Origin of the sequence: Streptomyces sp. NPDC008121 (genome assembly GCF_042957155.1) — a bacterium.
Classification (GTDB): Bacteria; Actinomycetota; Actinomycetes; order Streptomycetales; family Streptomycetaceae; genus Streptomyces.
Genome location: NZ_JBIBHT010000001.1, coordinates 1274644 through 1298970 on the forward strand (window position 1 = coordinate 1274644; position 24327 = coordinate 1298970).

At 74.3% G+C, this 24327-nt stretch carries 23 protein-coding genes; 8 read left to right on the forward strand and 15 right to left on the reverse strand.

The window, feature by feature from the left end; all coding sequences use genetic code 11:
* Nucleotides 1-29 precede the first annotated feature (29 nt).
* Nucleotides 30-806, reverse strand: coding sequence for a UTRA domain-containing protein (locus ACFZBD_RS05460; protein WP_391135690.1), 777 nt, complete (start codon nucleotides 804-806; stop codon nucleotides 30-32).
* A 101-nt stretch (nucleotides 807-907) separates the two neighbouring features.
* On the opposite strand from ACFZBD_RS05460, the gene ACFZBD_RS05465 reads away from it, so the two are divergent.
* The gene (locus tag ACFZBD_RS05465; RefSeq protein WP_391135693.1) at nucleotides 908-1930 is read left to right on the forward strand and encodes a Gfo/Idh/MocA family oxidoreductase; all 1023 of its coding nucleotides are present in this window, start codon (nucleotides 908-910) and stop codon (nucleotides 1928-1930) included.
* A 91-nt stretch (nucleotides 1931-2021) separates the two neighbouring features.
* Here the strand turns inward: ACFZBD_RS05465 and ACFZBD_RS05470 are convergent, their stop codons facing one another.
* The 4 genes from ACFZBD_RS05470 to ACFZBD_RS05485 all read right to left on the reverse strand — a co-directional run bounded on the left by ACFZBD_RS05470 (nucleotide 2022) and on the right by ACFZBD_RS05485 (nucleotide 5603).
* On the reverse strand, nucleotides 2022-2438 hold the full coding sequence (locus tag ACFZBD_RS05470) for a hotdog fold thioesterase (protein ID WP_391135696.1): 417 nt from the start codon (nucleotides 2436-2438) through the stop codon (nucleotides 2022-2024).
* Nucleotides 2439-2442: 4 nt separating this feature from the next.
* Entirely contained in the window at nucleotides 2443-3621 is a 1179-nt protein-coding gene (locus ACFZBD_RS05475; RefSeq protein WP_391135699.1) for a cytochrome P450, read from the reverse strand.
* An 87-nt stretch (nucleotides 3622-3708) separates the two neighbouring features.
* Nucleotides 3709-4380, reverse strand: coding sequence for a response regulator (locus ACFZBD_RS05480; RefSeq protein WP_391135702.1), 672 nt, complete (start codon nucleotides 4378-4380; stop codon nucleotides 3709-3711).
* Nucleotides 4377-5603, reverse strand: a complete 1227-nt coding sequence (locus ACFZBD_RS05485; protein WP_391135705.1) for a histidine kinase — start codon at nucleotides 5601-5603, stop codon at nucleotides 4377-4379. The genes ACFZBD_RS05480 and ACFZBD_RS05485 overlap by 4 nt, the downstream gene beginning before the upstream one ends.
* A gap of 145 nt (nucleotides 5604-5748) precedes the next feature.
* Here ACFZBD_RS05485 and ACFZBD_RS05490 point away from each other — a divergent pair, with 145 nt between their 5' ends.
* Nucleotides 5749-5970 carry a hypothetical protein gene (locus tag ACFZBD_RS05490; protein ID WP_391135708.1) on the forward strand — a complete coding sequence of 74 codons (222 nt, stop codon included), beginning with the start codon at nucleotides 5749-5751 and terminating at the stop codon, nucleotides 5968-5970.
* Between the two features lie 13 nt (nucleotides 5971-5983).
* On the opposite strand, the gene ACFZBD_RS05495 is transcribed toward ACFZBD_RS05490, so the two are convergent.
* On the reverse strand, nucleotides 5984-6919 hold the full coding sequence (locus ACFZBD_RS05495) for an EamA family transporter (protein WP_391135711.1): 936 nt from the start codon (nucleotides 6917-6919) through the stop codon (nucleotides 5984-5986).
* A 124-nt stretch (nucleotides 6920-7043) separates the two neighbouring features.
* Nucleotides 7044-7655 (reverse strand): dihydrofolate reductase family protein, encoded by a 612-nt coding sequence (locus tag ACFZBD_RS05500; protein ID WP_391135714.1) that lies wholly within the window; start codon nucleotides 7653-7655, stop codon nucleotides 7044-7046.
* A 179-nt stretch (nucleotides 7656-7834) separates the two neighbouring features.
* On the opposite strand from ACFZBD_RS05500, the gene ACFZBD_RS05505 reads away from it, so the two are divergent.
* On the forward strand, nucleotides 7835-8575 hold the full coding sequence (locus ACFZBD_RS05505; protein ID WP_391135717.1) for an SDR family oxidoreductase: 741 nt from the start codon (nucleotides 7835-7837) through the stop codon (nucleotides 8573-8575).
* Nucleotides 8576-8910: 335 nt separating this feature from the next.
* Here the strand turns inward: ACFZBD_RS05505 and alc are convergent, their stop codons facing one another.
* Nucleotides 8911-10026 (reverse strand): allantoicase, encoded by a 1116-nt coding sequence (gene alc, locus ACFZBD_RS05510; protein ID WP_391135720.1) that lies wholly within the window; start codon nucleotides 10024-10026, stop codon nucleotides 8911-8913.
* 1 nt (nucleotide 10027) lies between these two features.
* Nucleotides 10028-11362 (reverse strand): allantoinase AllB, encoded by a 1335-nt coding sequence (gene allB / locus ACFZBD_RS05515; RefSeq protein WP_391135723.1) that lies wholly within the window; start codon nucleotides 11360-11362, stop codon nucleotides 10028-10030.
* A 379-nt stretch (nucleotides 11363-11741) separates the two neighbouring features.
* Between allB and ACFZBD_RS05520 the strand changes: the two genes are divergently transcribed.
* Complete coding sequence (locus ACFZBD_RS05520) at nucleotides 11742-12545, forward strand: IclR family transcriptional regulator C-terminal domain-containing protein (RefSeq protein ID WP_391135726.1); 804 nt, start codon at nucleotides 11742-11744, stop codon at nucleotides 12543-12545.
* A 100-nt stretch (nucleotides 12546-12645) separates the two neighbouring features.
* Here ACFZBD_RS05520 and ACFZBD_RS05525 read toward each other — a convergent pair whose 3' ends face one another.
* Together ACFZBD_RS05525 and ACFZBD_RS05530 are read right to left on the reverse strand one after the other, a co-directional pair.
* The gene (locus tag ACFZBD_RS05525; protein ID WP_391135730.1) at nucleotides 12646-13326 is read right to left on the reverse strand and encodes an ATP-binding cassette domain-containing protein; all 681 of its coding nucleotides are present in this window, start codon (nucleotides 13324-13326) and stop codon (nucleotides 12646-12648) included.
* On the reverse strand, nucleotides 13323-14429 hold the full coding sequence (locus ACFZBD_RS05530) for an FtsX-like permease family protein (RefSeq protein ID WP_391135733.1): 1107 nt from the start codon (nucleotides 14427-14429) through the stop codon (nucleotides 13323-13325). The genes ACFZBD_RS05525 and ACFZBD_RS05530 overlap by 4 nt, the downstream gene beginning before the upstream one ends.
* A gap of 112 nt (nucleotides 14430-14541) precedes the next feature.
* On the opposite strand from ACFZBD_RS05530, the gene ACFZBD_RS05535 reads away from it, so the two are divergent.
* Together ACFZBD_RS05535 and ACFZBD_RS05540 are read left to right on the forward strand one after the other, a co-directional pair.
* A complete protein-coding gene (locus ACFZBD_RS05535) occupies nucleotides 14542-15708 on the forward strand; it encodes a histidine kinase (RefSeq protein ID WP_391135736.1) in 1167 nt (388 codons plus the stop codon).
* Nucleotides 15705-16331: a response regulator gene (locus tag ACFZBD_RS05540; protein WP_391135740.1), complete on the forward strand. Its 627-nt coding sequence runs from the start codon at nucleotides 15705-15707 to the stop codon at nucleotides 16329-16331. The genes ACFZBD_RS05535 and ACFZBD_RS05540 overlap by 4 nt, the downstream gene beginning before the upstream one ends.
* Nucleotides 16332-16433: 102 nt before the next feature.
* Here the strand turns inward: ACFZBD_RS05540 and ACFZBD_RS05545 are convergent, their stop codons facing one another.
* Together ACFZBD_RS05545 and ACFZBD_RS05550 are read right to left on the reverse strand one after the other, a co-directional pair.
* Nucleotides 16434-17801 carry a pyridoxal-dependent decarboxylase gene (locus ACFZBD_RS05545; protein WP_391135743.1) on the reverse strand — a complete coding sequence of 456 codons (1368 nt, stop codon included), beginning with the start codon at nucleotides 17799-17801 and terminating at the stop codon, nucleotides 16434-16436.
* A gap of 338 nt (nucleotides 17802-18139) precedes the next feature.
* Nucleotides 18140-18463, reverse strand: a complete 324-nt coding sequence (locus ACFZBD_RS05550; protein WP_391135746.1) for a DUF5955 family protein — start codon at nucleotides 18461-18463, stop codon at nucleotides 18140-18142.
* A gap of 176 nt (nucleotides 18464-18639) precedes the next feature.
* On the opposite strand from ACFZBD_RS05550, the gene ACFZBD_RS05555 reads away from it, so the two are divergent.
* Nucleotides 18640-19302, forward strand: a complete 663-nt coding sequence (locus ACFZBD_RS05555; RefSeq protein ID WP_391135749.1) for an NTP transferase domain-containing protein — start codon at nucleotides 18640-18642, stop codon at nucleotides 19300-19302.
* 254 nt (nucleotides 19303-19556) lie between these two features.
* The gene (gene aceB, locus ACFZBD_RS05560) at nucleotides 19557-21188 is read left to right on the forward strand and encodes a malate synthase A (RefSeq protein ID WP_391135751.1); all 1632 of its coding nucleotides are present in this window, start codon (nucleotides 19557-19559) and stop codon (nucleotides 21186-21188) included.
* A gap of 132 nt (nucleotides 21189-21320) precedes the next feature.
* Here aceB and ACFZBD_RS05565 read toward each other — a convergent pair whose 3' ends face one another.
* A complete protein-coding gene (locus tag ACFZBD_RS05565) occupies nucleotides 21321-23174 on the reverse strand; it encodes a hypothetical protein (protein ID WP_391135755.1) in 1854 nt (617 codons plus the stop codon).
* Between the two features lie 54 nt (nucleotides 23175-23228).
* Nucleotides 23229-24200 carry a fibronectin type III domain-containing protein gene (locus ACFZBD_RS05570; RefSeq protein ID WP_391135759.1) on the reverse strand — a complete coding sequence of 324 codons (972 nt, stop codon included), beginning with the start codon at nucleotides 24198-24200 and terminating at the stop codon, nucleotides 23229-23231.
* Nucleotides 24201-24327 lie beyond the last annotated feature (127 nt).

Here is a 24327-nt window from a genome sequence, read left to right on the forward strand (position 1 = left end):
GTGCGCCCGGCCGTCACCGGGGTTGTCGGTCAGGGCCGGACCAGCAGCTGGAACTCGAAGGAGTACCGCGAGGCCCGGTAGACGTGGGACCCGAACTCGACGGCGCGGCCGGTGTCGTCGAACGTGGTGCGCTCCATCGTCAGGAGCGGCGCGCCCTCCTCCTCGGTGAGCAGCTCCGCCTCGGCGGGGGTCGCCGCGCGGGCGCCCACCGTCTGGCGGGCGCTGTGCAGAGTGATACCGGCGCCGCGCATCAGGCGGTAGAGGCCGGTGGCCTCCAGTCGTTCGGTGTCGAAGTCGAGCAGACCGGCGGGCAGGTGGTTGCGCAGCCGGGCCATCGGCTCGCCGTGGGCGGCGCGGAGCCGTTCCAGGCAGCGGACGTCGCTGCCCTCCGACACGCCGAGCGCGGCGGCGACCCGGGCGGTGGCCGGCTCGACGCGGTTGACCAGGACGAGGGTGGCGGGGCGCTGGCCGGCCGACTCCAGGTCGTCGTAGAGGCTGCTCAGCTCCAGCGGGCGCCGGACCTGGCTGTGCACGACCTGGGTGCCGACGCCCCGGCGGCGGACCAGGAGTCCCTTGTCGACCAGGGTCTGGATGGCCTGGCGCACGGTCGGCCGGGACAGGCCGAGGCGGGTGGCGAGGTCGATCTCGTTGCCGAGGAGGGTGCCGGGCGTCAGGTCGCCGCTCTCGACGGCCGCCTCCAGCTGCCGGGCGAGCTGGTAGTACAGCGGGACCGGGCTGGTGCGGTCGACGGAGAGGTGCGGGAGGGAGGCGACGGACCTCGGCGGGGGCGGGGACTGCTTGGCCACGGGGGCGAGCGTAGTCGGAGGAAAAGATGACAGGAAGTGGTGACGTCCGATTGTCCTGACAAATCCTTGACAGGGGGTCGTGCCGGCAGCACCTTGGGGCCATGCGCATCGGACTGATCGGAACGGGCCGTATCGGGGCCTTTCACGCGGGCGTGCTGGCCCGTCACCCGGAGATCGAATCGCTGGTCGTCGCGGACGCCGACCCGGGCCGGGCGGCGGCCGTGGCGGGGGCGGTCGGGGCCGGGGCCGAGCCGACCGTGGAGGCCCTGCTCGGCCGTCCGCTGGACGCGGTGGTCATCTCCAGCGCCACCGCCGCGCACGCCGAGCTGATCGCGCGCGCCGCGCGGGCCGGGCTCCCGGCGTTCTGCGAGAAGCCGATCGCCCTCGACGTGCCGGGCACCCTCCGCGCGCTGCGGGCGGTGGAGAGCGCCGGCACGGAGCTGCAGCTCGGCTTCATGCGCCGCTTCGACGCCGGCTACCGCGCGGCCCGCGAGGCGGTGCGCGCGGGCCGGCTCGGGCGGCTGCACACGGTCCGGGCGGCCACCTCCGACCCGACGCCGCCGCCCGCCGCGTATCTGCCGCTGTCGGGCGGGCTGTTCCGCGACTGCCTGGTGCACGACTTCGACATCCTGCGGTGGGTGACCGGGCGGGAGGTCGTGGAGGTGTACGCGACCGGCTCGGACGCCGGTCCCGCGATGTTCGGCGCGGCGGGGGACGTGGACACGGCGGCGGCGGTGCTCACGCTGGACGACGGCACGCTGGCGACGGCGACGGCGACGCGGTGCAACGGCGCCGGGTACGACGTACGGATGGAACTGGCGGGTGACCGGGACCAGATCGTGGTCGGCCTGGACGACCGGACCCCGCTCTCCTCCGTCGAGCCTCACGGCCCGCCGCCCCCCGAGAAGCCCTGGTCCGGTTTCCTGGAGCGGTTCGCCCCGGCGTACGAGGCCGAACTGGACGCGTTCGTACGCCTGGTCCGCGGCACGGCGCCCAACCCCTGCGACGGCCGGGAGGCCCTGCGGGCGCTGCGGATCGCCGAGGCGTGCGAGCGGTCACGGCGCGAGCGCCGGCCGGTCGCCCTGGCGGAGATCCCCGCGGACGGGGCCGGGCCGGACGCCTGACCGGGATCGCGCGTGCGGGCCTTGAGGGCTCCCCCGGCCGGTCGGTCAGCCGGTCGGTGCTCGCGCCGCGGCTGTCTTCACGGCCCGCGGGTCAGCCGTCGGCGGCGAGCACCGAACCCTGGGCGACCGCGCAGAGGGCTTCGGACCCGTCCTCGGACACGGTCAGCAGGTCGCACCGGACCACCGCCTGGCGCTTGCCCGCGTGGACCACCTCGGCGCGGGCGATCAGGGTGACGCCGAGAGCCGGGCGGACGTACTGGATGGAGAAGCCGGCGGTCAGGACCGCGCCGCCGAGAGCGGTGCCGGCGGCGAAGGTGAGGGCGTTGTCGGCGGCGTACGAGAGCACTCCCCCGTGCGCGAAGCCGTTCTGCTGCCGCAGCTCCTCGCGGAGGTCGAGCTCCAGGGCGGCGGACCCCTCGCCGAAGGCGGTGAGCCGGGCGCCGAGGAGGCGGCTGAACGGCTGGGCGTCCAGGACCCGTCGGGCGTGTGCGAGATCGAGTGCGGTCATGGCCTCACCATCGGACGGGGAGGCGGCGCACGCCTCGCATGAGGAGGCCGGGAAGCCACTCCGGCGCCCCGCCCTCCGGGTCGAGTTCCAGCTGGGGGAAGCGTTCCAGGAGCGTGCCGAGCGCGGTCCGCGCCTCCAGGCGGGCGAGCGGGGCGCCCAGGCAGTAGTGGATGCCGTGGCCGAAGGCGAGGTGCCCCCGGGGGTCGCGGTGCGGGTCGAAGCGGTCGGCGTCGGGGTAGCGCGCCGGGTCCCGGTCGCCCGAGGCCAGCGAGACCAGGACCGGTTCGTACGCGGGGATGACCGTCTCCCCGATCCGTACCGGTTCCCGGGTGAAGCGGAAGGTCGCGTTCTCCACCGGCCCCTCCCAGCGGAGGGTCTCCTCCACGACGCCGTCGAGGAGACCGGGATCGGCGCGCGCGGCGGCGAGGGCGGCGGGGTGGGTGAGCAGGGCCCGGACGGCGTTGGAGATGAGGTTGACGGTCGTCTCGTGGCCGGCGATGAGCAGGAGGTAGGCGAGGGCGCGCAGTTCCGCGAGGGAGAGCCGGTCGCCGTCCTCGGCGCGGGCGGTGATCAGGTCGGAGAGCAGGTCGTCGGAGGGGCCGGCGGCGCGCTTGTCCTCGATGAGCGAGTCGAGGTAGGCGGCGAGCCCCTCGATCGCCTCGGCCTCGGGCCCGGCGCCGGTCGGGGCGACGATCTCGTTGGACCAGGCGCGGAAGGTGTCGCGGTCGGCGGCGGGGATGCCGAGCAGTTCGCAGATGACGGTGATGGGCAGCGGGAAGGCGAAGGAGTCGATCAGGTCGGCGTGTCCGGCCGGTGCCATCGCGTCGGCGAGTTCGCCCGTGAGCCGCTCGACGCGGGGCCGCAGGCTCTCTACCCGCCGGGCGGTGAACTGCCCGGCGACCAGTCTGCGCAGCCGGGTGTGGTCGGGCGGGTCGAGGACGAGGAGGTTGGGGCCGATGACCCGCTCGTCCAGCATGGTCATGCCGACGACGGACGGTGACTTGGAGAGCCGCGGGTCGGCGAGGGCGGCGCGGGCCGCCTCGTGGCCGACGACCAGCCACAGACGGCTGCCGTCCGTGGTGCGGATCCGGTGGACGGGGCCGGCTTCGCGCATCTTCGCGTAGTACGGGTGGGGATTCACGGTGAAGTCCGGGCCGTACTCCCCCAGATCGATGTCCGACATCGGTCCAGCGTAGCCGGGTGGGGCGCGGGGTTCCCGGGCGGTCGGAACGGTCCCGGCACGTCGGCGGGGCGGGCGGGCCCGGGCGCCTCACGGGGTCCCGTCGTCCTCCAGGAGGCCGGCGTCGTGGACGAGGAGGGCGATCTGGGTGCGGTTGTTGAGGCCCAGTTTGGCGAGGACGCGGGAGACGTGGGTCTTGACGGTCGGCACGCTCATGTAGAGGGCGGCGGCGATCTCGGCGTTGGAGTGGCCGCGGCCGACGCCGACGGCGACCTCCCGTTCCCGCTGGGCGAGTTCGGCGAGGCGGGCGGTGGCGTGCGCGCGGCGGGTCCGGGGCTGCTGTTCTGCGACATGGGTCATCAGCTGGCGGGTGACGGCCGGGGACAGGACGGGGTCGCCGGCGGCCACCCGGCGGACGGAGGCCACGATCTCGCCGGGCGGGGTGTCCTTGAGGACGAAGCCGGCCGCTCCGGCCCGCAGGGCGCGGACCACGTGTTCGTCGGCGTGGAAGGTGGTGAGGACGACGACCTCGGGGGCTCCGGGGCGGGCGCGGAGCCGTTCGGTGGCGGTGAGGCCGTCGACGTGGGGCATCCGGATGTCCATGAGGACGACGTCGGGGGCGAGCCGGGCGACGAGTTCGGGGACGTCGCGGCCGTCGGCGCCCTCGCCGACGATCTCGATGTCCTCCGCGCCGCCGAGCATGAGGGTGAGGCCCGCGCGGACCAGGGGGTCGTCGTCGACGATGAGCAGCCGGATGGTCATGCGGGCCACGGTAGCCAGGCGTGCAGGGCGAAGCCGCCGTCGGGGGCGGGGCCGTGGTCCATCCGTCCGCCGGCGAGGGTGGTGCGCTCGGTGAGTCCGATGAGTCCCTGGCCCGATCCGGGGACGTGCGGGACGGGGCCGGTGGGGGCCGCGTTGCGGATGTGGACGGTGAGGCCGTCGCCGGGGCGGCCGCGCACGGTGATGTCGACATCGGCGCCGGGGGCGTGCTTGCGGGCGTTGGTGAGGCCCTCCTGGGCGATGCGGTAGACGGTGCGTCCGGTGGCGGCGGGGACGGCGCGGGGACCGTCGGCGCCGTCCAGGGCGAGGTCGAGGGTGACCTTCATGCCGGCCGCGCGGCATTCGGCGACCAGTTCGTCGAGGGTGTCGAGGGTGGGCTGGGGCCGGTCGCCACCGCCGTCCTCGCCGGGCGCGCGCAGGACGCCGATGATCTCGCGCAGGTCCTGGAGGGCTTCGTGGGCGCTGTCCCGGATGACGCCGGCGGCGCGGGCGACCTGCTCGGGCGGGGCGTCCGGCCGGAACTCCAGCGCTCCGGCGTGCACGCTGAGCAGGGTGAGCCGGTGGGCGAGGACGTCGTGCATCTCGCGGGCGATGGCCTCGCGGGCCAGGCGCTGGGCCTGTTCGGCGCGGAGTTCCGCCTCGGCCTCGGCGCGCCGGGCGCGTTCGCGCAGGGCCACGAGGAGCTGCCGCTGGGAGCGGACGAGCATGCCCCAGGCGGTCACCAGGAGCGTCATGACGATGCCGATCACGACGGCCGCGGCGGGGTGGAGGCTGGGGTCGGGCCGCAGGAAGACCTGGGCGGTGGAGGAGGCGACGGCGAGTCCGCCGATGAGCGCGGTCTCGCGGAAGGGGCGGCGGACGGCGACGCCGAAGAGGGCGGCGAGGGCGGCTCCGCCGGCGACGGGAGCGACCGTACTGATCACGGTGAGGACGACGGCGACTCCCGCGGGCCAGCGGCGGCGGAGCCAGAGGGCGCAGCAGGCGGCGGCGCCGACGATCTGGTCGGCGAAGGCGACGATCTCGCTGGTGAGCTGCTCGGTGGAGTCGGCGGCGATGAGTCCGACGAAGGCGGCGAGGAGGAAGAGGAGGGTGTCGACGAACCAGTCGCGCACGGTGCGGCGGGGCCGACGGCCCGGGGGGCTGTCCGCCGGGGGGTCGGCCATCGCCGAGGGCAGCAGCCAGGCGTGGCGGTCCGTCCGAGTCATACCCACCAACGTACGCAGGTGAGGGCCGCGGGAGCGGGTAGGAAGGGGCCTCGGCTACCAAAGTCGCGGGACGGAAGACTTCCGTCGACGGGGGATGTCCGGGGGGTGGACGCGGGCGCGAGGCCGGAAGGATCATGCTGGTGCCATGAAGCGATTCCTGGAAGTCGTCGGCTTCCTCACCCTGGTCTTCGGCGTCTGCGGCGTGATCCGTGAGCTGACGGACGGCTGGTTCCGTCTGATGGGTCTGACCCGTTTCCTGACGGAGAACGTCTGGTTCCTCCAGGGCCGCGAGCTGTTCGCGAACATCGTGATAGCGGTGCTCGGCCTGGTGATCCTGATCGTCTCGGACCGGGTGCGGAAGGCGTAGGGCCCGGACCCCCCTAGCGGGTGCCCTCGTCCGCGGCCCGGCGTCCCCAGGTCGTGCCGGCGAGGACGAGGACGGCGCCCGCGATGCCGAGGGCTCCGGGGCGGTCGCCGGCGAGCGCGATGCCGGCGGCGGCGGCCCAGAGCGGTTCGGTGCCGAGGAGCAGGCTGACCCGGGAGGGGGAGGTGCGGCGGACGGCCCACATCTGGACGAAGAACGCGAAGAGCGTGCAGAAGACGGAGAGGAAGAGCAGCCCGGCCCACTCCCGGGGGCCGAAGTCCAGCGCCACGGACCAGGGCGACGCACCGGTGCCGGGCGCGGCGGCCAGCAGGGCGAAGACGGCGACGGCGGCGCCGAGTTGGACGGTGGTGAGGGAGAGCGAGTCGGCGCCGCGGACCGCCTTGATCCGGGACATGGCCAGGACGTGGATGGTACGGGCGACGGCGGCGAGCAGCATCAGCAGATCGCCGAGGGACGGGGTGGTGAACCCGCCGCCCTGGGTGAGCAGGACGACGCCGGTCACCGAGAGCGCGGCGGCGAGGAGGAAGGCGCGGGGCGGGCGGGTGCGGGTGACGGCGGCCTCGGCGAGCGGGGTGAGGATCATGGTGAGGCTGATGATCAGGCCCGCGTTGGTGGCGGAGGTGTGGACGACGCCGTAGGTCTCCAGGAGGAAGATCCCGCTGAGGACCAGGCCGAGCATCCCGGCGCCGCGCCACTGGGCGGCGCCGAGCGCGCGCAGCCCCCGCCATCCGGCGACGACGAGGGCGGGCAGGACGACGGCGAAGCGCAGGACGAGGACCGCGACGACCGTGTGGGTGGTGGTGATGCCCTTGGCCGCGAGGTAGCTGGCGCCCCAGACGACGGCGACGAGGAGCACCGGAAGGTCGGTGAGCCAGGCCGGGCGGGGGGCGCGCAGGGGCAGGGGGGCGGCGGTCGGCGACGTGGCTGTCATGGGCGGGCCTGCTCCAACGCGTGGTCCGGGGTGGAGACTTCGGCGGCTCGCACGGGGACGATCACCGTACCCGGAGCGGCGCGTGGCGGCTACACCTTTCCTGGACGTGCCCGTCCGCGCCCGCTCAGGCGTAGCTCCCGTACTCCGGGCGGCCCGCCAGTTCGTAGGTGTGGATGGCGATGCCGGAGCCGGTGGTGCTGCCTTCGACGTGCCGGAACGCGGTGGGCCTGGCGCCGTCGGCGAAGAGGCGATGGCCCTCGCCGAGGACGACGGGGAAGACGAGCAGGTGGAGTGTGTCGATCAGGTCGTGGGCGAGCAGGGTCCGGGCGAGGCCGCCGCTGCCGTGCATCTGCACCTCGCCGTCGGTGCCCTCCTTCAGCGCGGTGACCTCCGCGATCACGTCGCCGCCGAGGACGGTGGTCCCGGCCCAGTCGGCCTTTTCGAGGGTTCTCGACGCGACGTACTTCGGGAGGGCGTTGAGCTTCGAGGCGACCGGGTTCGCGGGGTCCGTCTGCCGCGGCCAGTGGCCGGCGAAGATCTCGTACGTCCGCCGGCCGAGGAGGAAGGCGCTGGGCCGCCGGAAGACCCCGTCCATGAAGCGGCCGAAGTCCTCGTCTCCGTACGGCACGGACCAGCCGCCCTGACCGAAGCCGTCGCTGCGGTCCTCGTCCGGGCCGCCCGGGGCCTGGTAGACGCCGTCGAGGGAGAGGAACTGGGTGAGGCTGAGCGTGGCCATGGCGGGTGCCTTTCGGTGTCGGCCGGGTGTCCCCCGGTCCATCGTGTCCCACTCACTCCGACTCCACCGCCCGGCGGATCTCATCGGTGTCCGTTTCCCGCCGGTGCCCTGAGCCCCACCCGACTTTCATTGAACCCGCAACCAGTCATGACATGAGTACGCATCGACGGAGGTTCGGGATGTCCACGATGGACGGCAGGGCGGTTCTGGTGACGGGCGGCAGCCGGGGGATCGGCGCGGCGACGGCTGTGCGGCTGGCGCGGGAGGGGGCGGACGTGGCGTTCACGTACGTACGGGGAGAGGAGCGGGCGCGGGAGGTCGCCGAGGCGATCGAGGCGGTGGGGCGCAAGGCCTTCCCCGTGCGGGCCGACGCGGCCGACGCGGGGGACGCGGCGGGCGCGGTGGAGTGGGCGGCGGACGCGCTCGGGCGGCTGGACGCCCTGGTCAACAACGCGGGGGTGGGGGTGCTGGGGCCGCTGGCGTCGCTGTCGTTGGCCGACGTGGACCGGGTGCTCGCGGTGAATGTGCGGGCGGTCTTCCTCGCCTCGCAGGCGGCGGCGGCACGGATGGGGCGGGGCGGGAGGATCGTGACGATCGGCTCGTGTGTCACCGCGCGGGTTCCCGGGCCCGGTGCGACGCTCTACGCGTTGAGCAAGTCGGCGCTGATCGGGCTGACCAAGGGCCTCGCGCGGGAGCTGGGCGGCCATGGCATCACGGCCAACATCGTCCACCCTGGCCCGGTCGACACCGACATGAACCCGGCGTCCGGCCCGTACGCGGAGCCCCAGGCGGCGGGGACGGCGCTGGGTCGTTTCGGCACGCCGGACGAGGTCGCCGCGATGGTGGCGTTCCTGGCGGGCCCGGACGCGGCGTACGTGACGGGCGCGGAGTTCGCGGTGGACGGCGGCCACGCGGCGTGACACCCACGTCCGAGCGCCCAGAGGGAGCGCCCCGGACGGCGAGTGACCCCGAACGCCGGGACCGGCGGAAGCGGCCCCCGACAGGCGAGTGACCCGAAGGGCGCGCCGGGGGAACAGACCCGAACGCCGGCCCCCGACAGGCGAGTGACCCGAAGGGCGCGCCGGGGGAACAGCCCCGAACGCGCAGAGCCCCCGAGGAACGAGGGGGCGAGCACGTACGGGGCTGTGAGTCCGGCTCTCAGCGCCCGGAGGGGAACCGAGCCTCAAAAAACAAAACAGGAGGGCGCACCGGTGCTGTCGGGCCGGTGCGCCCTCGCGTGCCGGGCGGGGTGTCGTTACCCGCCCAGTTCCTGGTGGCGGGCCGTCAGGCGCGCCGAGCCCGCTTCGGTGAGGGAGCCGAAGAGGCGGAGGCGGGAGATGCCGCCGTCGGGGTAGATGTCGATGCGGACGCGGGAGCCGACCGCGGGGGTGTCGAGGACGTAGCGGTGGTTGGTGTCGGGCTGGAGGCGGGTCCTGGGGAGGATTTCGGTCCAGTCGTCGGAGCCGTCGGCGGCGACGGAGAGGGCGGCCCAGCCGGCGCTGTTGCCCTTGAGGTAGGCGGTGTCGATCTCGATGGCGCGGATCTCGGATTCGGCGACGAGCTGGTAGCGGATCCAGTCGTTGCCCTTGTCGCGGCGGCGGCGGGTTTCCCAGCCGTCGTCCATCTTGTGGGAGCGGCCGGGCTGGATGGTGTTGGTGGCCGGGGAGTAGAAGCGGTCGGAGGCGTCCTCGACCTGGCCGCCGTTTTCGAGGGCGGCCAGGTCGAAGGTGCCGAGGACGCGGAGCCAGGCGGGGTCGGGGGCGACTTCGCCGTGGACGCGCAGGCGGGCGATGCCGCCGTCGGGGTGCTGGTTGACGCGGAGGTGGGTGAAGCGCTGTTCGATGTCGACGGCGAAGCCGTTGGCGGCGTGGCCGCCGATGGCGGTGCGCGGGACGAGGGTCGTCCACTTCACGTCGTCGGCGAGGAGGTCGTCGGGGGAGGGTGAGCCGGCGACGGAGGTGGCTTCGACGGAGACGGCTTGCGGGTAGTTGCCGCGGAAGTGGGCGGTGTCGATGACGATGCCGCGGATGACGCCGGGGGCGCCGAGGCGTACGAACGCCCAGTCGTGGTCGTCGTCGGTGGGGTGCGGCTGCTGGGCGGAGACGCCGCGGCGGCGGCGGGTCTCCCAGCCGTCCATGATCTTGCCCTTGTGTCCGAAGTGCTCCGGGTCGAACTCGGCGGCCTGCGGCTTGAGCATGTTCTCGCGCTCGGCGAAGAATTCGTCGTTGGCGGCGATGACGCCGGCGCCGAGGCGGCGGTCGGCGAGGTCGGCGTACTGGGTGAAGGGGAAGTCCGCGGTGCGGTAGTCCGCGTACGGGTCGCCGCCTCCGTAGGGGCTGGCGTCACCGGTGAAGCTGGGTATGGCGGACACGTCAGTTGTTCCTTTCGAGGAGGCGGCCGGAGGGCTCGGCCAGGGTGCCGCGGTCGGCGATGCGTTCGCCTCGCAGCCAGGTGGAGGTGACGACGCCGTGGAGGGTGCGGCCGGCGTAGGCGGTGACGCGGTTGCGGTGCTGGAGTTCGGCGGGGTCGACGGTGAAGGTGGCTTCGGGGTCGAGGACGGCGAAGTCGGCGTCGCGGCCGGCTTCGATGGCGCCCTTGCGGTCCAGGCCGGCGAGGCGGGCGGGGCCTGCGGACATCCAGCGGACGATGTCGGTCAGGTCGTGGCCGCGGTGGCGTGCCTCGGTCCAGATGGCGGGGAGGCCGAGCTGGAGGGAGGAGATGCCGCCCCAGGCGGAGGCGAAGTCGGGGGTCTTCAGGTCGGCGGTGGAGGGCGAGTGGTCGGAGACGATGCAGTCGATCGTCCCGTCGGCGAGTCCCTCCCAGAGGGCGTCCTGGTTGGCGGCCTCGCGGATGGGCGGGCAGCACTTGAATTCGGTGGCGCCGTCGGGGACTTCCTCGGCGGTGAGGGTGAGGAAGTGCGGGCAGGACTCGACGGTGATCTTGACGCCTTCGGCCTTGGCGGCGGCGATCATCGGCAGCGCGTCCGAGGAGGACAGGTGCAGGACGTGGACGCGGGCGTTCAGGCGGCGGGCCTGGTTGATGAGGTTCTCGATGGCGGTGTTCTCGGCGTCGCGCGGCCGGGAGGCCAGGAAGTCGGCGTACTTCCCGCCGGTGCGCTGCGGGGCCGCGGCGAGGTGGTGGGGGTCTTCCGCGTGCACGATCATCAGGCCGTCGAAGCCGGCGATCTCGGCGAGCGAGGAGGTCAGCTGTTCCTGGTCGAGTTCGGGGAACTCGTCGACTCCGGACGGCGACAGGAAGCATTTGAAGCCGTAGACGCCGGCGTCGTGGAGGGGGCGGAGGTCCTTGACGTTGTCGGGGAGGGCGCCGCCCCAGAAGCCGACGTCGATGTGTGCTTTGGCGCGGGCGACTTCCTGCTTGGTCCGCAGGTGCTCGACGGTGGTCGTCGGCGGCAGGGAGTTGAGCGGCATGTCGATGAGCGTGGTGATGCCGCCGGCGGCGGCCGCGCGGGTGGCGGTCCAGAAGCCCTCCCACTCGGTGCGGCCGGGGTCGTTCACGTGGACGTGGGTGTCGACGAGGCCGGGGAGTACGACGTCGTCGCCGACGTCCTCCAGCCGGGCGCCGGCCGGAATCTCCGCGTCGTACGGCAGCACCGCGGCGATGGTCCCGCCGGAGACGGCGATCGACGCGGGGCGCGTTCCCTCGGGGGTGATGACCCTTGTCGAGCGCAGTACCAGGTTGACGTCCACCCGTACCCCTTCTTCTTCCACCAGCAGAAATTCAACGAACTGTTGAAGGAGTCTTCACTCAGGACGACATGTCGTCAAGGGCACACTTTCAGCATGACCCGGGTGGAGCGCCCCGGCAGCGGTGCGCTCGCGGGCTTCCTGCGGCGCCACAACGGGCCTTCCGGAACTCCGCTTGGAGGTTTCCATGAAGTGGAAGGAAAATTTCGTACAGTAGAACGTAGCTCCCCACATGCGTGGTCGACCCGCACGCCGACCGGTGCCCGCCGACACCGGACAAACACCCCCCTGACCGGCTCGTACGCCGGGGCCGGGGCCGTGTGTCCGGCGGGACGGCCCGGTAGGCTGCTGCCTTGCCCGCCTGCCTCGAAAGGACCTTGACGTGCCGACGTCCAGCGCCAGCACCACCGACGCCGCCAAGCCCGCCGCCGGCGGCGTCCAGTCCCTTGAGCGTGCCTTCGATCTCCTGGAGCGGATGGCCGACGCCGGCGGCGAGGTCGGGCTCAGCGAGCTGTCCGCCAGCAGCGGGCTGCCGCTGCCCACCATCCACCGGCTGATGCGCACGCTGGTGGCCTGCGGGTACGTCCGTCAGCAGCCCAACCGGCGGTACGCCCTCGGGCCCCGGCTCATCCGGCTCGGCGAGTCCGCCGCACGGCTGCTCGGCACCTGGGCGCGTCCGTATCTGGCGCGTCTGGTCGAGGAGACGGGCGAGACCGCGAACATGGCGCTGCTCGACGGCGACGAGATCGTGTACGTCGCACAGGTCCCCTCCAAGCACTCGATGCGCATGTTCACCGAGGTCGGCCGGCGCGTGCTGCCGCACTCCACCGGCGTGGGCAAGGCGCTGCTCGCCTACACCCCCGCGGACGAGGTCCGCGCGCTGCTGGCCCGTACGGGCATGCCCGCCGCGACGGAGAAGACGATCACCACGCCCGAGGGCTTCCTGGACGCGCTCGCCCTGGTCCGCGACGCGGGGTACGCCGTCGACGACAACGAGCAGGAGATAGGGGTCCGCTGCCTCGCCGTGTCTGTCCCGGACTCCCCCACCGCGGCCGCGATCTCCATCTCGGGTCCCGCGGGCCGCGTGACCGAGGCGGCGACGGAGAAGATCGTCCCGATCCTCCAGGAAGTCGCCAAGGAGCTGTCCACGGCCCTCGCCAACACGGCGGGCAACGGCCAGGCGTAGGGCCACGCACCGAAGGAGCGCCCGGAGCCTCAGGCCCCGGGCGCTCCGCGCATCCCCGCCCCGACCGCCCGCGCCGCCGCCCCTTCCGTACGGTCACGGCTCAGACGCCGGCCGGCTCCGACAGGCGGCCGTCCCGGACGGTGACCGTCACGTCCGCGCGGGACAGATGCGTACGGTCGTGCGTGACCAGCACCGTCGCCGTGCCGCGCTCCCGGGTGAGGCGGGCCAGGAGGTCGACGACCGCGGCGCCCCGCTCGTGGTCCAGCGCGCTCGTGGGCTCGTCGACGAGGAGGACGGACGGCTCGTTCATCAGGGCGCGGGCGAGGGTGACGCGCTGGCGCTGGCCGCCGGAGAGCTGGTGCGGGCGGCGGGCCGCCAGGTCCGCGAGGCCGACCGCGTCGAGGAGGGCGAGGGCCCGCTCCCGTACCGCCTTCGGCCGGCCGCCGGAGAGGTGCGCCATCACGAGGAGCTGCTCGACCGCCGTCAGCGACGGCAGCAGGTTCGGCTGCTGGAAGACGATCCCGATCCGCTCCCGCCGCAGCGCCGCCTTCCCCGCCCGGTCCAGCCCGGCGGTGTCCGTACCGCTCACGACCACCCGCCCCCGGTCCGGGGTCGCCAGCGTCGCCGCGACGGCGAGGAGGCTGGACTTGCCGGAGCCGGAGGGCCCGACGACCGCGGTGAGGCGCCCGGCGGGCACGTCCAGCCGGACGGAGTCGAGGGCGGTGAGCCGGCCTTCGCCGTCCGGGTAGGTCAGGGTCACGTCGTCGAGGAGGAGGGTCATCGCGCGCTCCCGAGAGCGGTCAGGGGGTCGACGGCGGTGATCCGCCGGATGGACAGGGCCGCGCCGAGGACGCCGAGGACGATCATCACGGCGGCCGGGCCGAGGACGGTCGCCGGCTCCAGGAGGAACGGCACGTCCCCTCCGCTCACCAGCGCGCCGATCCCGACCGCGAGGCCGGTGCCGAGGAGGGTTCCGGCGGTGAGCATCAGCACCGCCTGGCCGAGCGCGTCCTTCAGCAGATAGGGGGTGGAGGCGCCGAGGGCCTTGAGGACGGCGATGTCACCGCCGCGCTGGATCGTCCAGACGGTGAAGAACGCCCCTATGACGAGCGCGGAGATCACGAAGAGGAACCCGCGCATCAGCTGGAGCGAGCCGTTCTCGGCCTGGTAGGACCCCAGGGCGGTGAGCGCCTCGTCGACGGTCCGCGCGGAGGTGCCGATCGCCCGGTCCGCGGCAGCGAGGTCCGCCCCCTCGGCGGTCGTGAGCGCGATGACGGTGGCCTGTTCTTCGGGCGCCGTGGCCTGTTCTTCGGGCGTGCTGCCGTTGTGGCCGAGACGCTGCCAGTCGTCGAGCGAGGTCCAGACGACGGGCGTGTGGCTGTACGAGGCGTCGCCGGCGATCGCCGCGACGGTCGCCTCCAGCGGCCCGATCCGTACGGTGTCGCCGTCCGCGACCTCCAGTTCGGCGGCGGCCGACCGGGAGAGGACGACCCGGCCGGGTCCCAGCCGTCGGCTCTCCGGGGCGAGGGCGTCCGCCGGCCGCGTACCGAAGGCGGAGACGGCGGCCGTACGGTCCCCGGCGGCGGCCTCGAGGGTGCGGATGCCGAGCGGCCGGGCGCTCGTCACACCGGGACGCCCCGACCACTCCCGCCACTGCCGCTCCGTCACGGTCGAGCCGGTGAAGGAGACGGACCGGCCGGCGGGTGGGGCGGCGAACGCCAGCCGGTCGGCGGGCAGACCGGTGATCGCCGAGATGTTCTCGCGGGCGAGTCCGGCGGTCAGCCCGGACAGCAGTCCGACGAGCAGGGTGATCAGCACGACCACCGTGCCCATCAAGGTGAATCGCCCTTTGGCGAAGCGCAGGTCTCTCCATGCCACGAACATGGGACCAAGCCTGCGGGGCCGGGGCGGGCGCGGACATCGCGCCACGGATGGCTCCGTGATCAAACTTTCGGTTGAGTCCGGACCGGCGCCGCCCGCCTACGCTGGACGGGCCATGGATCCACGTGCCCTCACCCCCGCCCTGCGCGCGCTGCGCCTATGTCTGCATCTGATGGTGGCGGGGCTGCTCGCGCTGGCGGCCCTCCGGTCGGACACGGCGGCGGGCGTGACCGCCGCGGTCGTGACGGCCGCGGTCTACGCCACCGGCTCCCTCCTGCCGTCCGTCCGGCGCTCCCCGCGGGCCGCCGCGGGGTGGCTTGTCGTGCTGGGCGTCGCCTGGCTGGCGCTGCTGTGGCTGACACCGGACGGGCTCTGGGTGGCGTTCCCGCTCTACTTCCTCCAGCTGCACCTGCTGCCCGCCCGCTGGTCGCTGCCGTCGGTCGCGCTGACGGCGGGGGCGGCGATCCTCTCGTACGTACGCCAGGGCGACCCGCTCAACCCGGGCGTCTTCATCGGACCGCTGCTGGGCGCGGCGGTCGCGGTGGCGACGGTCTTCGGCTACCAGGCGCTGTACCGGGAGAGCGAGCGGCGGCGGCGGATGGTGGAGGAGCTGGTGGCGACCCGGGCGGAGCTGGCGGCGGCCGAGCGGCACGCCGGGACGCTCGCCGAGCGGGAACGGCTGGCCCGGGAGATCCACGACACGCTGGCGCAGGGGCTCTCCTCGATCCAGCTGCTGCTGCGGGCGGCGGAGCGGGCCCTGCCCGGGGACTCGCCCGCCGCCGGGCACCTCGCACGGGCGCGGCAGGCGGCGCAGGACAACCTGGCGGAGGCGCGGCGCTTCGTCCGGGCGCTGTCCCCTGCGGACCTGGAACACGGCTCGCTGGCGGGGGCGCTGGAGCGGTTGTGCCGGCCGGCCCCCGACACCGGGGTGCGGGCCCGGTTCACGGTGAGCGGGGCCCCGGTGGAGCTGCCGACGCCGTACGAGGTGGCGCTGCTGCGGATCGCCCAGTCCGCGTTGGCCAATACGGTCCGGCACGCGCGCGCCTCGCGGGCGGAGATCACCCTGTCGTTCATGGGGGCCTCGGTGACGCTGGACGTGGTCGACGACGGGGAGGGCTTCGATCCGGCGGCGCCGTCGCCGACGGCGGAGGGCGGTTTCGGGCTGCCGGCGATGCGGGCGCGGGCGAGGTCGCTCGGCGGCACGTTCACGGTGGAGTCCGCGCCGGGGCAGGGCACGGCGGTCGCGGTCTGTCTTCCCCTGCCGGTGGAGGTGGCGGCATGACGGTCCGGCTGCTGCTCGCGGACGATCACCCGGTCGTCCGGGCGGGGCTGCGCGCGGTCCTGGACACGGAGCCGGACGTCACCGTGGTCGGGGAGGCGGCCACGGCCGAGCGGGCGGTGGAGCTGGCGGCCGCGGGCGGGGTGGACGTGGTGCTGATGGACCTGCAGTTCGGCGCGGGGATGCACGGCTCGGAGGCGACGGCGGCGATCACGGCGGTGGCGGGCGGTCCGCGGGTGCTGGTGCTGACGACGTACGACACGGACGCCGACATCCTGGCGGCGGTCGAGGCGGGGGCCTGCGGTTATCTGCTGAAGGACGCGCCGCCGGAGGAGCTGGCGGCGGCGGTCCGTACGGCCGCGGCGGGCCGGTCGGCGCTCGCGCCGGCGGTGGCGCACCGGCTGATGGACCGGATGCGGATGCCGTCGGAGGCGCTGACGAGACGGGAGCTGGAGGTGTTGCAGCTGGTGGGCGAGGGCCTGTCGAACCAGCAGATCAGCAAGCGTCTCTTCCTGAGCCAGGCGACGGTGAAGTCCCATCTGGTCCACGTCTTCGCCAAGCTCGGCGTGGACTCCCGCACGGCGGCGGTGGCCGCGGCGACGGCCCGCCGCCTGATCAGGCGCTGACGGGCGGGCTCCGGGCGTCAGGGCGGGGGCGCGGGCCCGGACACCGGCGCGGGCCGGGGCCGCGCGCGGCGGCGCTGTCGGTCGGGGTGACGGCGGCGCGTCTCAGGGTTCCGCGGCGGCGCGGCGTATCGCGGCGAGGGCCCGCGCCACGTCGTCGTCGGTCGTGGACCAGTTGCTGACCGAGATGCGCATCACCCGGCGGCCGTGCCAGGTGGAGCCGCTGATCCAGGTCGTGCCGTCGGCGAGCAGGCGGGCCAGGACCCGGTCCGTGCGCGCGTCGTCGCCGAATTCGGCGCAGACCTGGGTGAAGACCACGTCGTTGCGGACGGTGACGCCGTCGATGCCGGCGATGCCCGTGGCGAACGCCGCGGCGTGCCGGCACAGCCGGTCGACGAGGTCGGCGACGCCCGACCGGCCCAGGGAGCGGAGCGCGGCCCATACGGGGAAGGCCCGGCCCCGCCGGGACAGCTCGGGGACCTTGTCGATGGGGTCGCCGAGCGCGTCGTGGATGAGGTAGTCGCCGTGCCGGCCCATCGCCGCCCGGAGCGCGGACGGGTCGCGCACGATCGCGAGACCGCAGTCGTAGGGGACGTTGAGGGTCTTGTGGGCGTCGGTCGCCCAGGAGTCGGCGTCCGCGCAGCCCTCGGTCAGCGCGGCGTACCGCGGCGAGGCTGCCGCCCAGAGGCCGAAGGCCCCGTCGACGTGGACCCATGCCCCGGCCTCGCGGGCGGCGCGGATCGCGTCGGGGAAGGGGTCGAAGGCGCCGGAGTGGATGTCCCCGGCCTGGAGGACCACCAGCGTGGGCGCCTGTTCGCCGGCCGCCAGGGCGCGCCGCAGGGCCTCGGGCCGTATGCGCCCCTGTGCATCGGCCGGCACCGTCTCGGGCTGCCCGAGGCCGAGGTAGCGCAGCGCGAGGTCGACGGCCATGTGCCGGGCCTCGCCGACGAGGACGCGTACGGCGGGACCGCCCGCGAGCCCGTCGCGGGCGGCGTCCCGGCCGGCGCGCCGCAGGACCTCGTCGCGCCCGGCGGCGAGGGCGGTGAAGTTCGCCATGGTGGCGCCGGTGGTGAAGCCGACGGAGCTGCCGGCGGGCAGTCGGAGCAGATCGAGCAGCCAGTCGCCGGCGATCTCCTCGGCCGCCGCGTAGGCGGGTGTGACGGCGCGCATGACGCAGTTCTGGTCCCAGGCGCTGACCAGCCAGTCCGCGGCCAGGGCGGCCGGTTCGCCGCCGCCGACGACGAAGCCGTAGAAGCGGCCGCTGGGGAACGCGGTGAGCCCGGGTTCGCAGGCCGTGGCGAGCAGGTCGACGACGTCGGCGGGCGGGGTGGGGCGGTCGGGCAGCGCGGGGCCGAGCGCGCGCACGATCTCGTCGACCGAGGCGCGGGCGGGGACGGGGCGGTCGGACAGGCCGGCCAGCCAGCGGACGGCATGGGCGTGGGCCTGGCGGAGCGCCGTCTCGCGCGCGTCCATACCTCGGACTATGACCCGACGTCCGCCGCCCCGCAAGCCGCGCGCGGGGGCCGGGCGGGAGCCGGTACGGACCGGACCGGCCGGGGGGCGGGCGGGAGCCGGTACGGACCGGACCGGCCGGGAGGCGGCCGTGGACCGGTGCGGACCGGGTCCGAGCGGGAGCCGGTACGGACCGGGTCCGAACGGGGGCCGGCACGGACCGGGCCCGCCGGAGGGTGGGCGGGAGCCGGTACGGACCGGACCCGTCGGGGCCGGGCCCGAGCGGTGGCCGCGGCGACGGCGCCGCGCCGGCGCGCCGCGTTTCCCGTCCGGGTCGCGACGGCTCCGTCCCGCCTGGGTCAGGGCAGGTCGCGTGGCGGTTCGCCGAACATCTCCACGGCCTTGCGGACCCCGGAGAGGCCGTCCCCGAGGGCGCTGACGGAGCCGATCGAGCCGGCGATGAGCAGCAGAGAGCGGCGCAGGCGGCGTACCTCGGGGAGGCCGCCCGCGGCCATGGCGTCCAGGGAGGCCAGTTCGTCCTCGGCGATGCCCCGGTCGGCGAACTCCACCCGGTGATTGGCGAGTTCACGACGGAGCCGCGAGACGGCGGCGCGCAGCTCCGCCACCCTCGGGTCCTCGTCGCCGCCTGTTGTCACACGCCTCTGCCCCACGCTACGCAACAAGTTTCTCCCCCTCGCACGACTCTGTGCGCCGATCTCCACGCTCCTGGCGGGCCGTCGAACGGCCGTCAGGCGCCGTGAGTCGCGGGTCAGTTAACGCCATCGTCCGCCCGGCGCGCCACTCCGTGGACGTAATTCGGGCTTCGGTGTCCCCCGTGGGGATGAGGTATGCAGTCCTCATGACGCACACGCCCCCTTCCTCCTCTCCGTCCGCCCCGTCCTCCGCCCCTCCCCCGGACGCCTCCTCCGCGCCGGTGGTGGCCGGGCTGCTGCTCGCCGCGGGCGGCGGGCGGCGGCTCGGCGGCCGCCCGAAGGCGCTGCTGTCCCATCGCGGCCGGCCCCTGGTCGAGCACGCGGTGCGGGTGCTCCGCGAGGGCGGCTGCGAGGTCGTCCATGTGGTGCTGGGCGCCTCGGCCGGGGCCGTGCGGGAGCGGGCCCGGCTGCCGGGGTGCGTGCTGGTGGACAATCCGGAGTGGGCCGAGGGCATGGGCTCGTCGCTGCGGGTGGGCCTGGCCTCGCTGGCGGCGGCGGCGCTGCCGGTGGACGCGGCGCTGGTCTCCCTGGTGGATCAGCCGGGGATCGGGGCCGAGGCGGTGGCGCGGGTCCGGTCGGCCTACGCCTCCCGGGCGGCGCTCGCCGCCGCCTCGTACGACGGGAAGCGCGGCCATCCGGTGCTGTTCGGCGCGGACCGGTGGGCGGAGATCGCGGCGGGGGCGACCGGGGACCAGGGGGCGCGCCACTATCTGAAGGCGCACCGGGATGCGATCACCCTGGTGGACTGTTCGGATGTGGCCGAGCCCTACGACATCGACACGGAGGCGGATCTGGCACATCTGGAATGAACCCGGCCGGAGCGGACACACCAGGAGTGAAGGGGGTGGCACTGAGCGCCACGTTGTGTCGATCCGGAGAATCTCGACATCGACACACCTTGAACTTCCACTATGAGGAAACTAATATCCACTGTTCAGAAGCGCCTGAAACCTCTGACGGCGCTCGTGGCCGTATCTCGGCGCCTGCGGCACTCCGTGCCGACCGTGACGCCCGGCGGCCACAAGGCACCGCTCGTGAAGCCCGCTGAAGGAAGTGACAGTTCATGTCCGCACCAGCGCCGTCCGCTCTGGCCGTCGTCGAAGCCGAGCCCCTGCCGAGGCAGGAGGAGGTGCTCACCGACGCGGCCCTCGCCTTCGTGGCGGAGCTGCACCGGCGGTTCACCCCCCGCCGGGACGAGCTCCTCTCCCGCCGGGCGGAGCGCCGCGCCGAGATCGCCCGCACCTCCACCCTCGACTTCCTCCCGGAGACCGCGGCCATCCGCGCCGACGCGTCCTGGAGGGTCGCGCCGGCCCCGGCCGCCCTGAACGACCGCCGGGTCGAGATCACCGGTCCGACCGACCGCAAGATGACGATCAACGCGCTGAACTCGGGCGCGCGGGTGTGGCTGGCGGACTTCGAGGACGCCTCGGCCCCCACTTGGGAGAACGTGGTCCTCGGTCAGGTCAACCTGATCGACGCGTACACCCGGAACATCGACTTCACGGACCCGAAGTCGGGCAAGTCGTACGCGCTCAAGCCGGCCGACGAGCTGGCGACGGTCGTGATGCGGCCGCGCGGCTGGCACCTGGAGGAGCGTCACCTGACCGTCGACGGCCGCCCGGTCCCCGGCGCGCTGGTCGACTTCGGCCTGTACTTCTTCCACAACGCCAAGCGCCTCATCGAGCTGGGCAAGGGCCCGTACTTCTACCTGCCGAAGACGGAGTCGCACCTGGAGGCCCGCCTCTGGAACGACATCTTCGTCTTCGCCCAGGACTACGTGGGCATCCCGCAGGGCACCGTGCGCGCCACCGTCCTCATCGAGACGATCACGGCCGCGTACGAGATGGAGGAGATCCTCTACGAGCTCCGCGACCACGCGGCGGGCCTCAACGCCGGCCGCTGGGACTACCTCTTCTCCATCGTCAAGAACTTCCGTGACGGCGGCGCCAAGTTCGTCCTGCCGGACCGCAACGCGGTCACGATGACGGCCCCGTTCATGCGCGCGTACACCGAACTGCTCGTCCGCACCTGCCACAAGCGCGGCGCGCACGCGATCGGCGGCATGGCGGCCTTCATCCCCTCGCGCCGTGACGCCGAGGTCAACAAGGTCGCCTTCGAGAAGGTCAAGGCGGACAAGGACCGCGAGGCCGGCGACGGCTTCGACGGCTCGTGGGTCGCCCACCCGGACCTGGTGCCGATCGCGATGGCCTCCTTCGACGCGGTCCTCGGCGACAAGCCGAACCAGAAGGAGCGCCTGCGCGAGGACGTCTCCGTGGCGCCCGGCGACCTCATCGCCATCGACTCGCTCGACGCCCGGCCCACCTACGAGGGTCTGCGCAACGCCGTCCAGGTCGGCATCCGGTACATCGAGGCGTGGCTGCGCGGCCTCGGTGCCGTCGCCATCTTCAACCTGATGGAGGACGCGGCCACCGCCGAGATCTCGCGTTCGCAGATCTGGCAGTGGATCAACGCCGGTGTCGTCTTCGAGCACGACGGCAAGGCGGTGGCGGCCACTCCCGAGCTGGCCCGCGAGGTGGCGGCGGCCGAACTGGCCGCCATCCGCGCGGAGATCGGCGAGGAGGCCTTCGCGGCCGGCCGGTGGCAGCAGGCCCACGACCTGTTGCTGCACGTCTCGCTCGACGCCGACTACGCCGACTTCCTGACGCTTCCGGCGTACGACCAGCTGATCGGCTGACCGCACAGCGGCCGAATAGCACCCTGAACCGGCTCCGCCCCTGGTGTACGCACAGCACCGGGGGCGGAGCCGTTTTCCTGCCCGGTGCCCGGTGTCCGGTGTCCGACGGGGGCGGGAGGGGCCGGTGCGGGCTCAGCGCACGCGGCGGCGGCCCCGGCGGCGGCGTGCCCGTCCCTTGGACGGCGCCGGGACGTCGATGCCGAGGGTGGGCAGGACCCGCTCGGCGCGGTGGGGGTCGGCCGCCGCCATCTCCCGTACCAGGGCGGTGCCGCCTCCCGGCCAGTCGGCGGCGGCCGCGTCGAGGAGCGTGCGCGCGTCGGGTCCGCGGAGCCGGTCCAGGAGCAGGACGGCCTGGGCGGAGCGGGGCACGCGGGCCTCGTCGGCGGGCTCGCCGCGGGCGTGCAGCACCTCGTAGGCGTACGCGCCCATGGCAGGGTCGTCGAGGACGCCGCGTAGGGCCTCGGCGGGGATGGCGCCGGTGTCCAGGAAGCCGAAGAGGGCGCGGGTGTCGGCGGCCTCCCAGGTGCCGGCGTTGACGGTGCCGAGCGCCGCCAGCAGCTCCGACCAGGCCGCGGCGGTGTCCCCGCGCGCGTGGAGCCAGTCGGCCAGCACGCGCGCGGCGGCCGAGGCGGACCAGCCCTCGGCGGCGGCGACCACGGCGGGGGCGTCCCAGGCGGCCGCCTCGGCGGCGTCGGGGGCGGCCACGTGTCCGGCGCGCAGGAGGTAGCGGACCACCTCGATGCCGTGGGCGGTGAGTCCGAAGGCGTCGCCGGTACGGAAGACCGTGCCGCCGGCCGCGAGCCGGTCGACGGTCGCCGCCATGGCCTTCGCCGCCGCTTCGAGGCCGGCCCGGTCGGCCTCGGTCACCGAGACGGCGGTGCCGCACAGCCGGGACAGCTCCTCGGCGGAGGGGAGTTCGTAGCTGTCGGGCGCTTCCGCCGGGACGAGGACGGGAGCGTCCTCCTGGCGCGGGTCGACCGGCCAGTCCTCGAACTCGGCGGCCCGGCGGGCCACGGATTCGGCGCAGGAGCCGCGCTGGTAGAGGGCGTAGAGCAGGTGCGTGGCCTCGCCGTCGAACAGGCCGCCGTCCTCGGCCTTCATCTCCTCGACGGTCGCGGCGAGCCGGTCCGCGGCGGCCTCGACGGAGGGCTCGGGGTCGTCGGCCTCCACGGGCGGGGGCGGCAGCGGGGTCCAGGAGTCGCCGTAGTAGTCGAGGTGTTCGTCGAGGAGGGTGTCGGCGAGGGCGAGGTGCGGGAAGGCGTCGGGCCCGGGGGCCAGGTGGGCGTACGGCCCCGCGAGGGCTTCGGCGAGCCCTTCGGCGGTCCAGCGGTCGACCAGCAGGCCGCCGACCCGGCTCACGCCGTGGGAGACGTCCGCGTCGGAGAGCAGCGGCCCGGCGGGTGACGGCGTCTCGGTGTCCCGGACGTAGGCGCCGGTGAGCACTTCGGCGAGCACCATGTCGGCGAGGACGCTGCGGTTCATCAGGTCGGCGCGGTGCAGTCCGTCCGGGGGCGTGCCGCCCCGGTGGGCGGCGAGCCAGCTCCGTACGGCGTCGGCGTCGGCGGGGTCCGTGCCGTCGGCGCGCAGCAGGGAGGCGTACCAGCGCTGCCAGGTGAGGTTCCCGGGGTCGTTCATGGCCCGCTCGAAGTCGGGCACCGTCTCGTCGATCGCGGCGAGGATCCGGGCCTGGCGCTTGCCGTTGAGCCGGCCGGCCCGCCGGACGCGCTCGGTAAGGGCGGCGAGGACGGCGGGGTAGGCGGCGAGCTCCTCGGGCGTGGCGTAGACGAACGCGGGCGCGTCCTCCACGAGGAGGTGCCGCACCAGCCCCACGGTCGGCTCGGGGAGCCCGGTCCGCCGGTCGGCGCCTCTCAGCGACAGCAGCCCGAGGACGGCGTCGGCGGCGCGGGCGTACGAGGGGTCACGGGTCTCCGGGGTTCCGTCGAGGAACGCGTCGAGCCCGGTGTTGGTGAGCACGGTGCCAGCCACCTTTCCCAGGGTAGTTCCGGCGGGGGCCGGACGCCGACGCGCGGGACGGCGCCGTCATGGGACGACAACGGTCCGCTGGGCGGAGAAGTCACCCCAGGTGCCGTCGGGGAGGCGGGCGCGGAGTTTGACGCTGAAGCGGGTGCCCGGGGGGTCGGGGACGGTGAAGGTGTAGGTGGCGCGGCCGGGGGGTGGTGCGGCGCCCCAGACGATGGTGGTGGCGAACTTCTCGTTCAGGTACAGCTGGTGGGACGTGATGGGGGCGTCGGCGCGGGGCGGGGTCCAGGTCAGGGTGATCGAGCCCGGGGAGGCCGTGACGGTGAGGTCCGTGGGAGCGGTGCCGCCGGGGGCGCCGGCGGCCCGGGCGGTGGTCAGGTCGGCGGGGGCGCTGTCCGGCGAGGAGTTCTCGGCGGCGTCGCGGGCGCGGACGGTGAAGGAGTAGATCGTGCCGGGGCGCAGGCCGGTGACCCGGGCGGTGGTGGCGGTTCCGGGGACGGTGTGGACCCGGGCGTCCGCCTGGTAGACGTCGTAGGCCGTGACCCGGGTGTCGTCCCGGGAGGGTTTCCAGGTCAGGGTGGCCGCGCGGGCGCCGTCGGGGGCGGCGCGCAGGGCGCCGGGGGTGGTGGGGGGCGTGCGGTCCTCGGCCGTCGCGGCGAGGGTGGTGGCGGGCACGGCGGCGCTGTGCGGCGAGCGGTTCCCCGCGGCGTCGCGGGCGCGGACGGTGAAGGTGTAGGGGGTGGCGGGGGTGAGGCCGAGGACGTCGGTCATGAGGGTCGTGGCGGGCAGGTCCCTGACCTTGCGGCCCTGCTGGTAGACCTCGTAGCCGGTGACGGCGCGGTCGTCGGCGGCGGCGTTCCACATGACGTGGACGGTGCGGGCGCTGCCGGAGGCGGCCGTGACGCCGGTGGGGGCGGCGGGGGCGGCGGTGTCCTCGGGCGGGGACGCGGAGCAGCCGGCGAGGACCGGCGCGGTGGTCAGGAGTGCGGCGAGGGCGAGGGCCCACGGGGTGGTGGCGGGCGGGCGTTGCACGGAAATGCCTCCGTCCGTCGACATGGTCCAGACCCTGGTCCAGACCTTTATGGCACCTGGGCGGGGGATGCGGCAAGGGGGCGGCGGGCGGTCGTTGTCAGTGGGGTGCGCTTCACTGGATTCGTCA

Coding starts and splice junctions, on each gene's coding strand:
- ACFZBD_RS05465 (WP_391135693.1), top strand. CDS start 908: ATGCGCATCGGACTGATCGGAACGGGCCGTATCGGGGCCTTTCACGCG.
- ACFZBD_RS05470 (WP_391135696.1), bottom strand. CDS start 2,438: ATGACCGCACTCGATCTCGCACACGCCCGACGGGTCCTGGACGCCCAG.
- ACFZBD_RS05475 (WP_391135699.1), bottom strand. CDS start 3,621: ATGTCGGACATCGATCTGGGGGAGTACGGCCCGGACTTCACCGTGAAT.
- ACFZBD_RS05480 (WP_391135702.1), bottom strand. CDS start 4,380: ATGACCATCCGGCTGCTCATCGTCGACGACGACCCCCTGGTCCGCGCG.
- ACFZBD_RS05485 (WP_391135705.1), bottom strand. CDS start 5,603: ATGACTCGGACGGACCGCCACGCCTGGCTGCTGCCCTCGGCGATGGCC.
- ACFZBD_RS05490 (WP_391135708.1), top strand. CDS start 5,749: ATGAAGCGATTCCTGGAAGTCGTCGGCTTCCTCACCCTGGTCTTCGGC.
- ACFZBD_RS05495 (WP_391135711.1), bottom strand. CDS start 6,919: ATGACAGCCACGTCGCCGACCGCCGCCCCCCTGCCCCTGCGCGCCCCC.
- ACFZBD_RS05500 (WP_391135714.1), bottom strand. CDS start 7,655: ATGGCCACGCTCAGCCTCACCCAGTTCCTCTCCCTCGACGGCGTCTAC.
- ACFZBD_RS05505 (WP_391135717.1), top strand. CDS start 7,835: ATGTCCACGATGGACGGCAGGGCGGTTCTGGTGACGGGCGGCAGCCGG.
- ACFZBD_RS05525 (WP_391135730.1), bottom strand. CDS start 13,326: ATGACCCTCCTCCTCGACGACGTGACCCTGACCTACCCGGACGGCGAA.
- ACFZBD_RS05530 (WP_391135733.1), bottom strand. CDS start 14,429: ATGTTCGTGGCATGGAGAGACCTGCGCTTCGCCAAAGGGCGATTCACC.
- ACFZBD_RS05535 (WP_391135736.1), top strand. CDS start 14,542: ATGGATCCACGTGCCCTCACCCCCGCCCTGCGCGCGCTGCGCCTATGT.
- ACFZBD_RS05540 (WP_391135740.1), top strand. CDS start 15,705: ATGACGGTCCGGCTGCTGCTCGCGGACGATCACCCGGTCGTCCGGGCG.
- ACFZBD_RS05545 (WP_391135743.1), bottom strand. CDS start 17,801: ATGGACGCGCGCGAGACGGCGCTCCGCCAGGCCCACGCCCATGCCGTC.
- ACFZBD_RS05555 (WP_391135749.1), top strand. CDS start 18,640: ATGACGCACACGCCCCCTTCCTCCTCTCCGTCCGCCCCGTCCTCCGCC.
- aceB (WP_391135751.1), top strand. CDS start 19,557: ATGTCCGCACCAGCGCCGTCCGCTCTGGCCGTCGTCGAAGCCGAGCCC.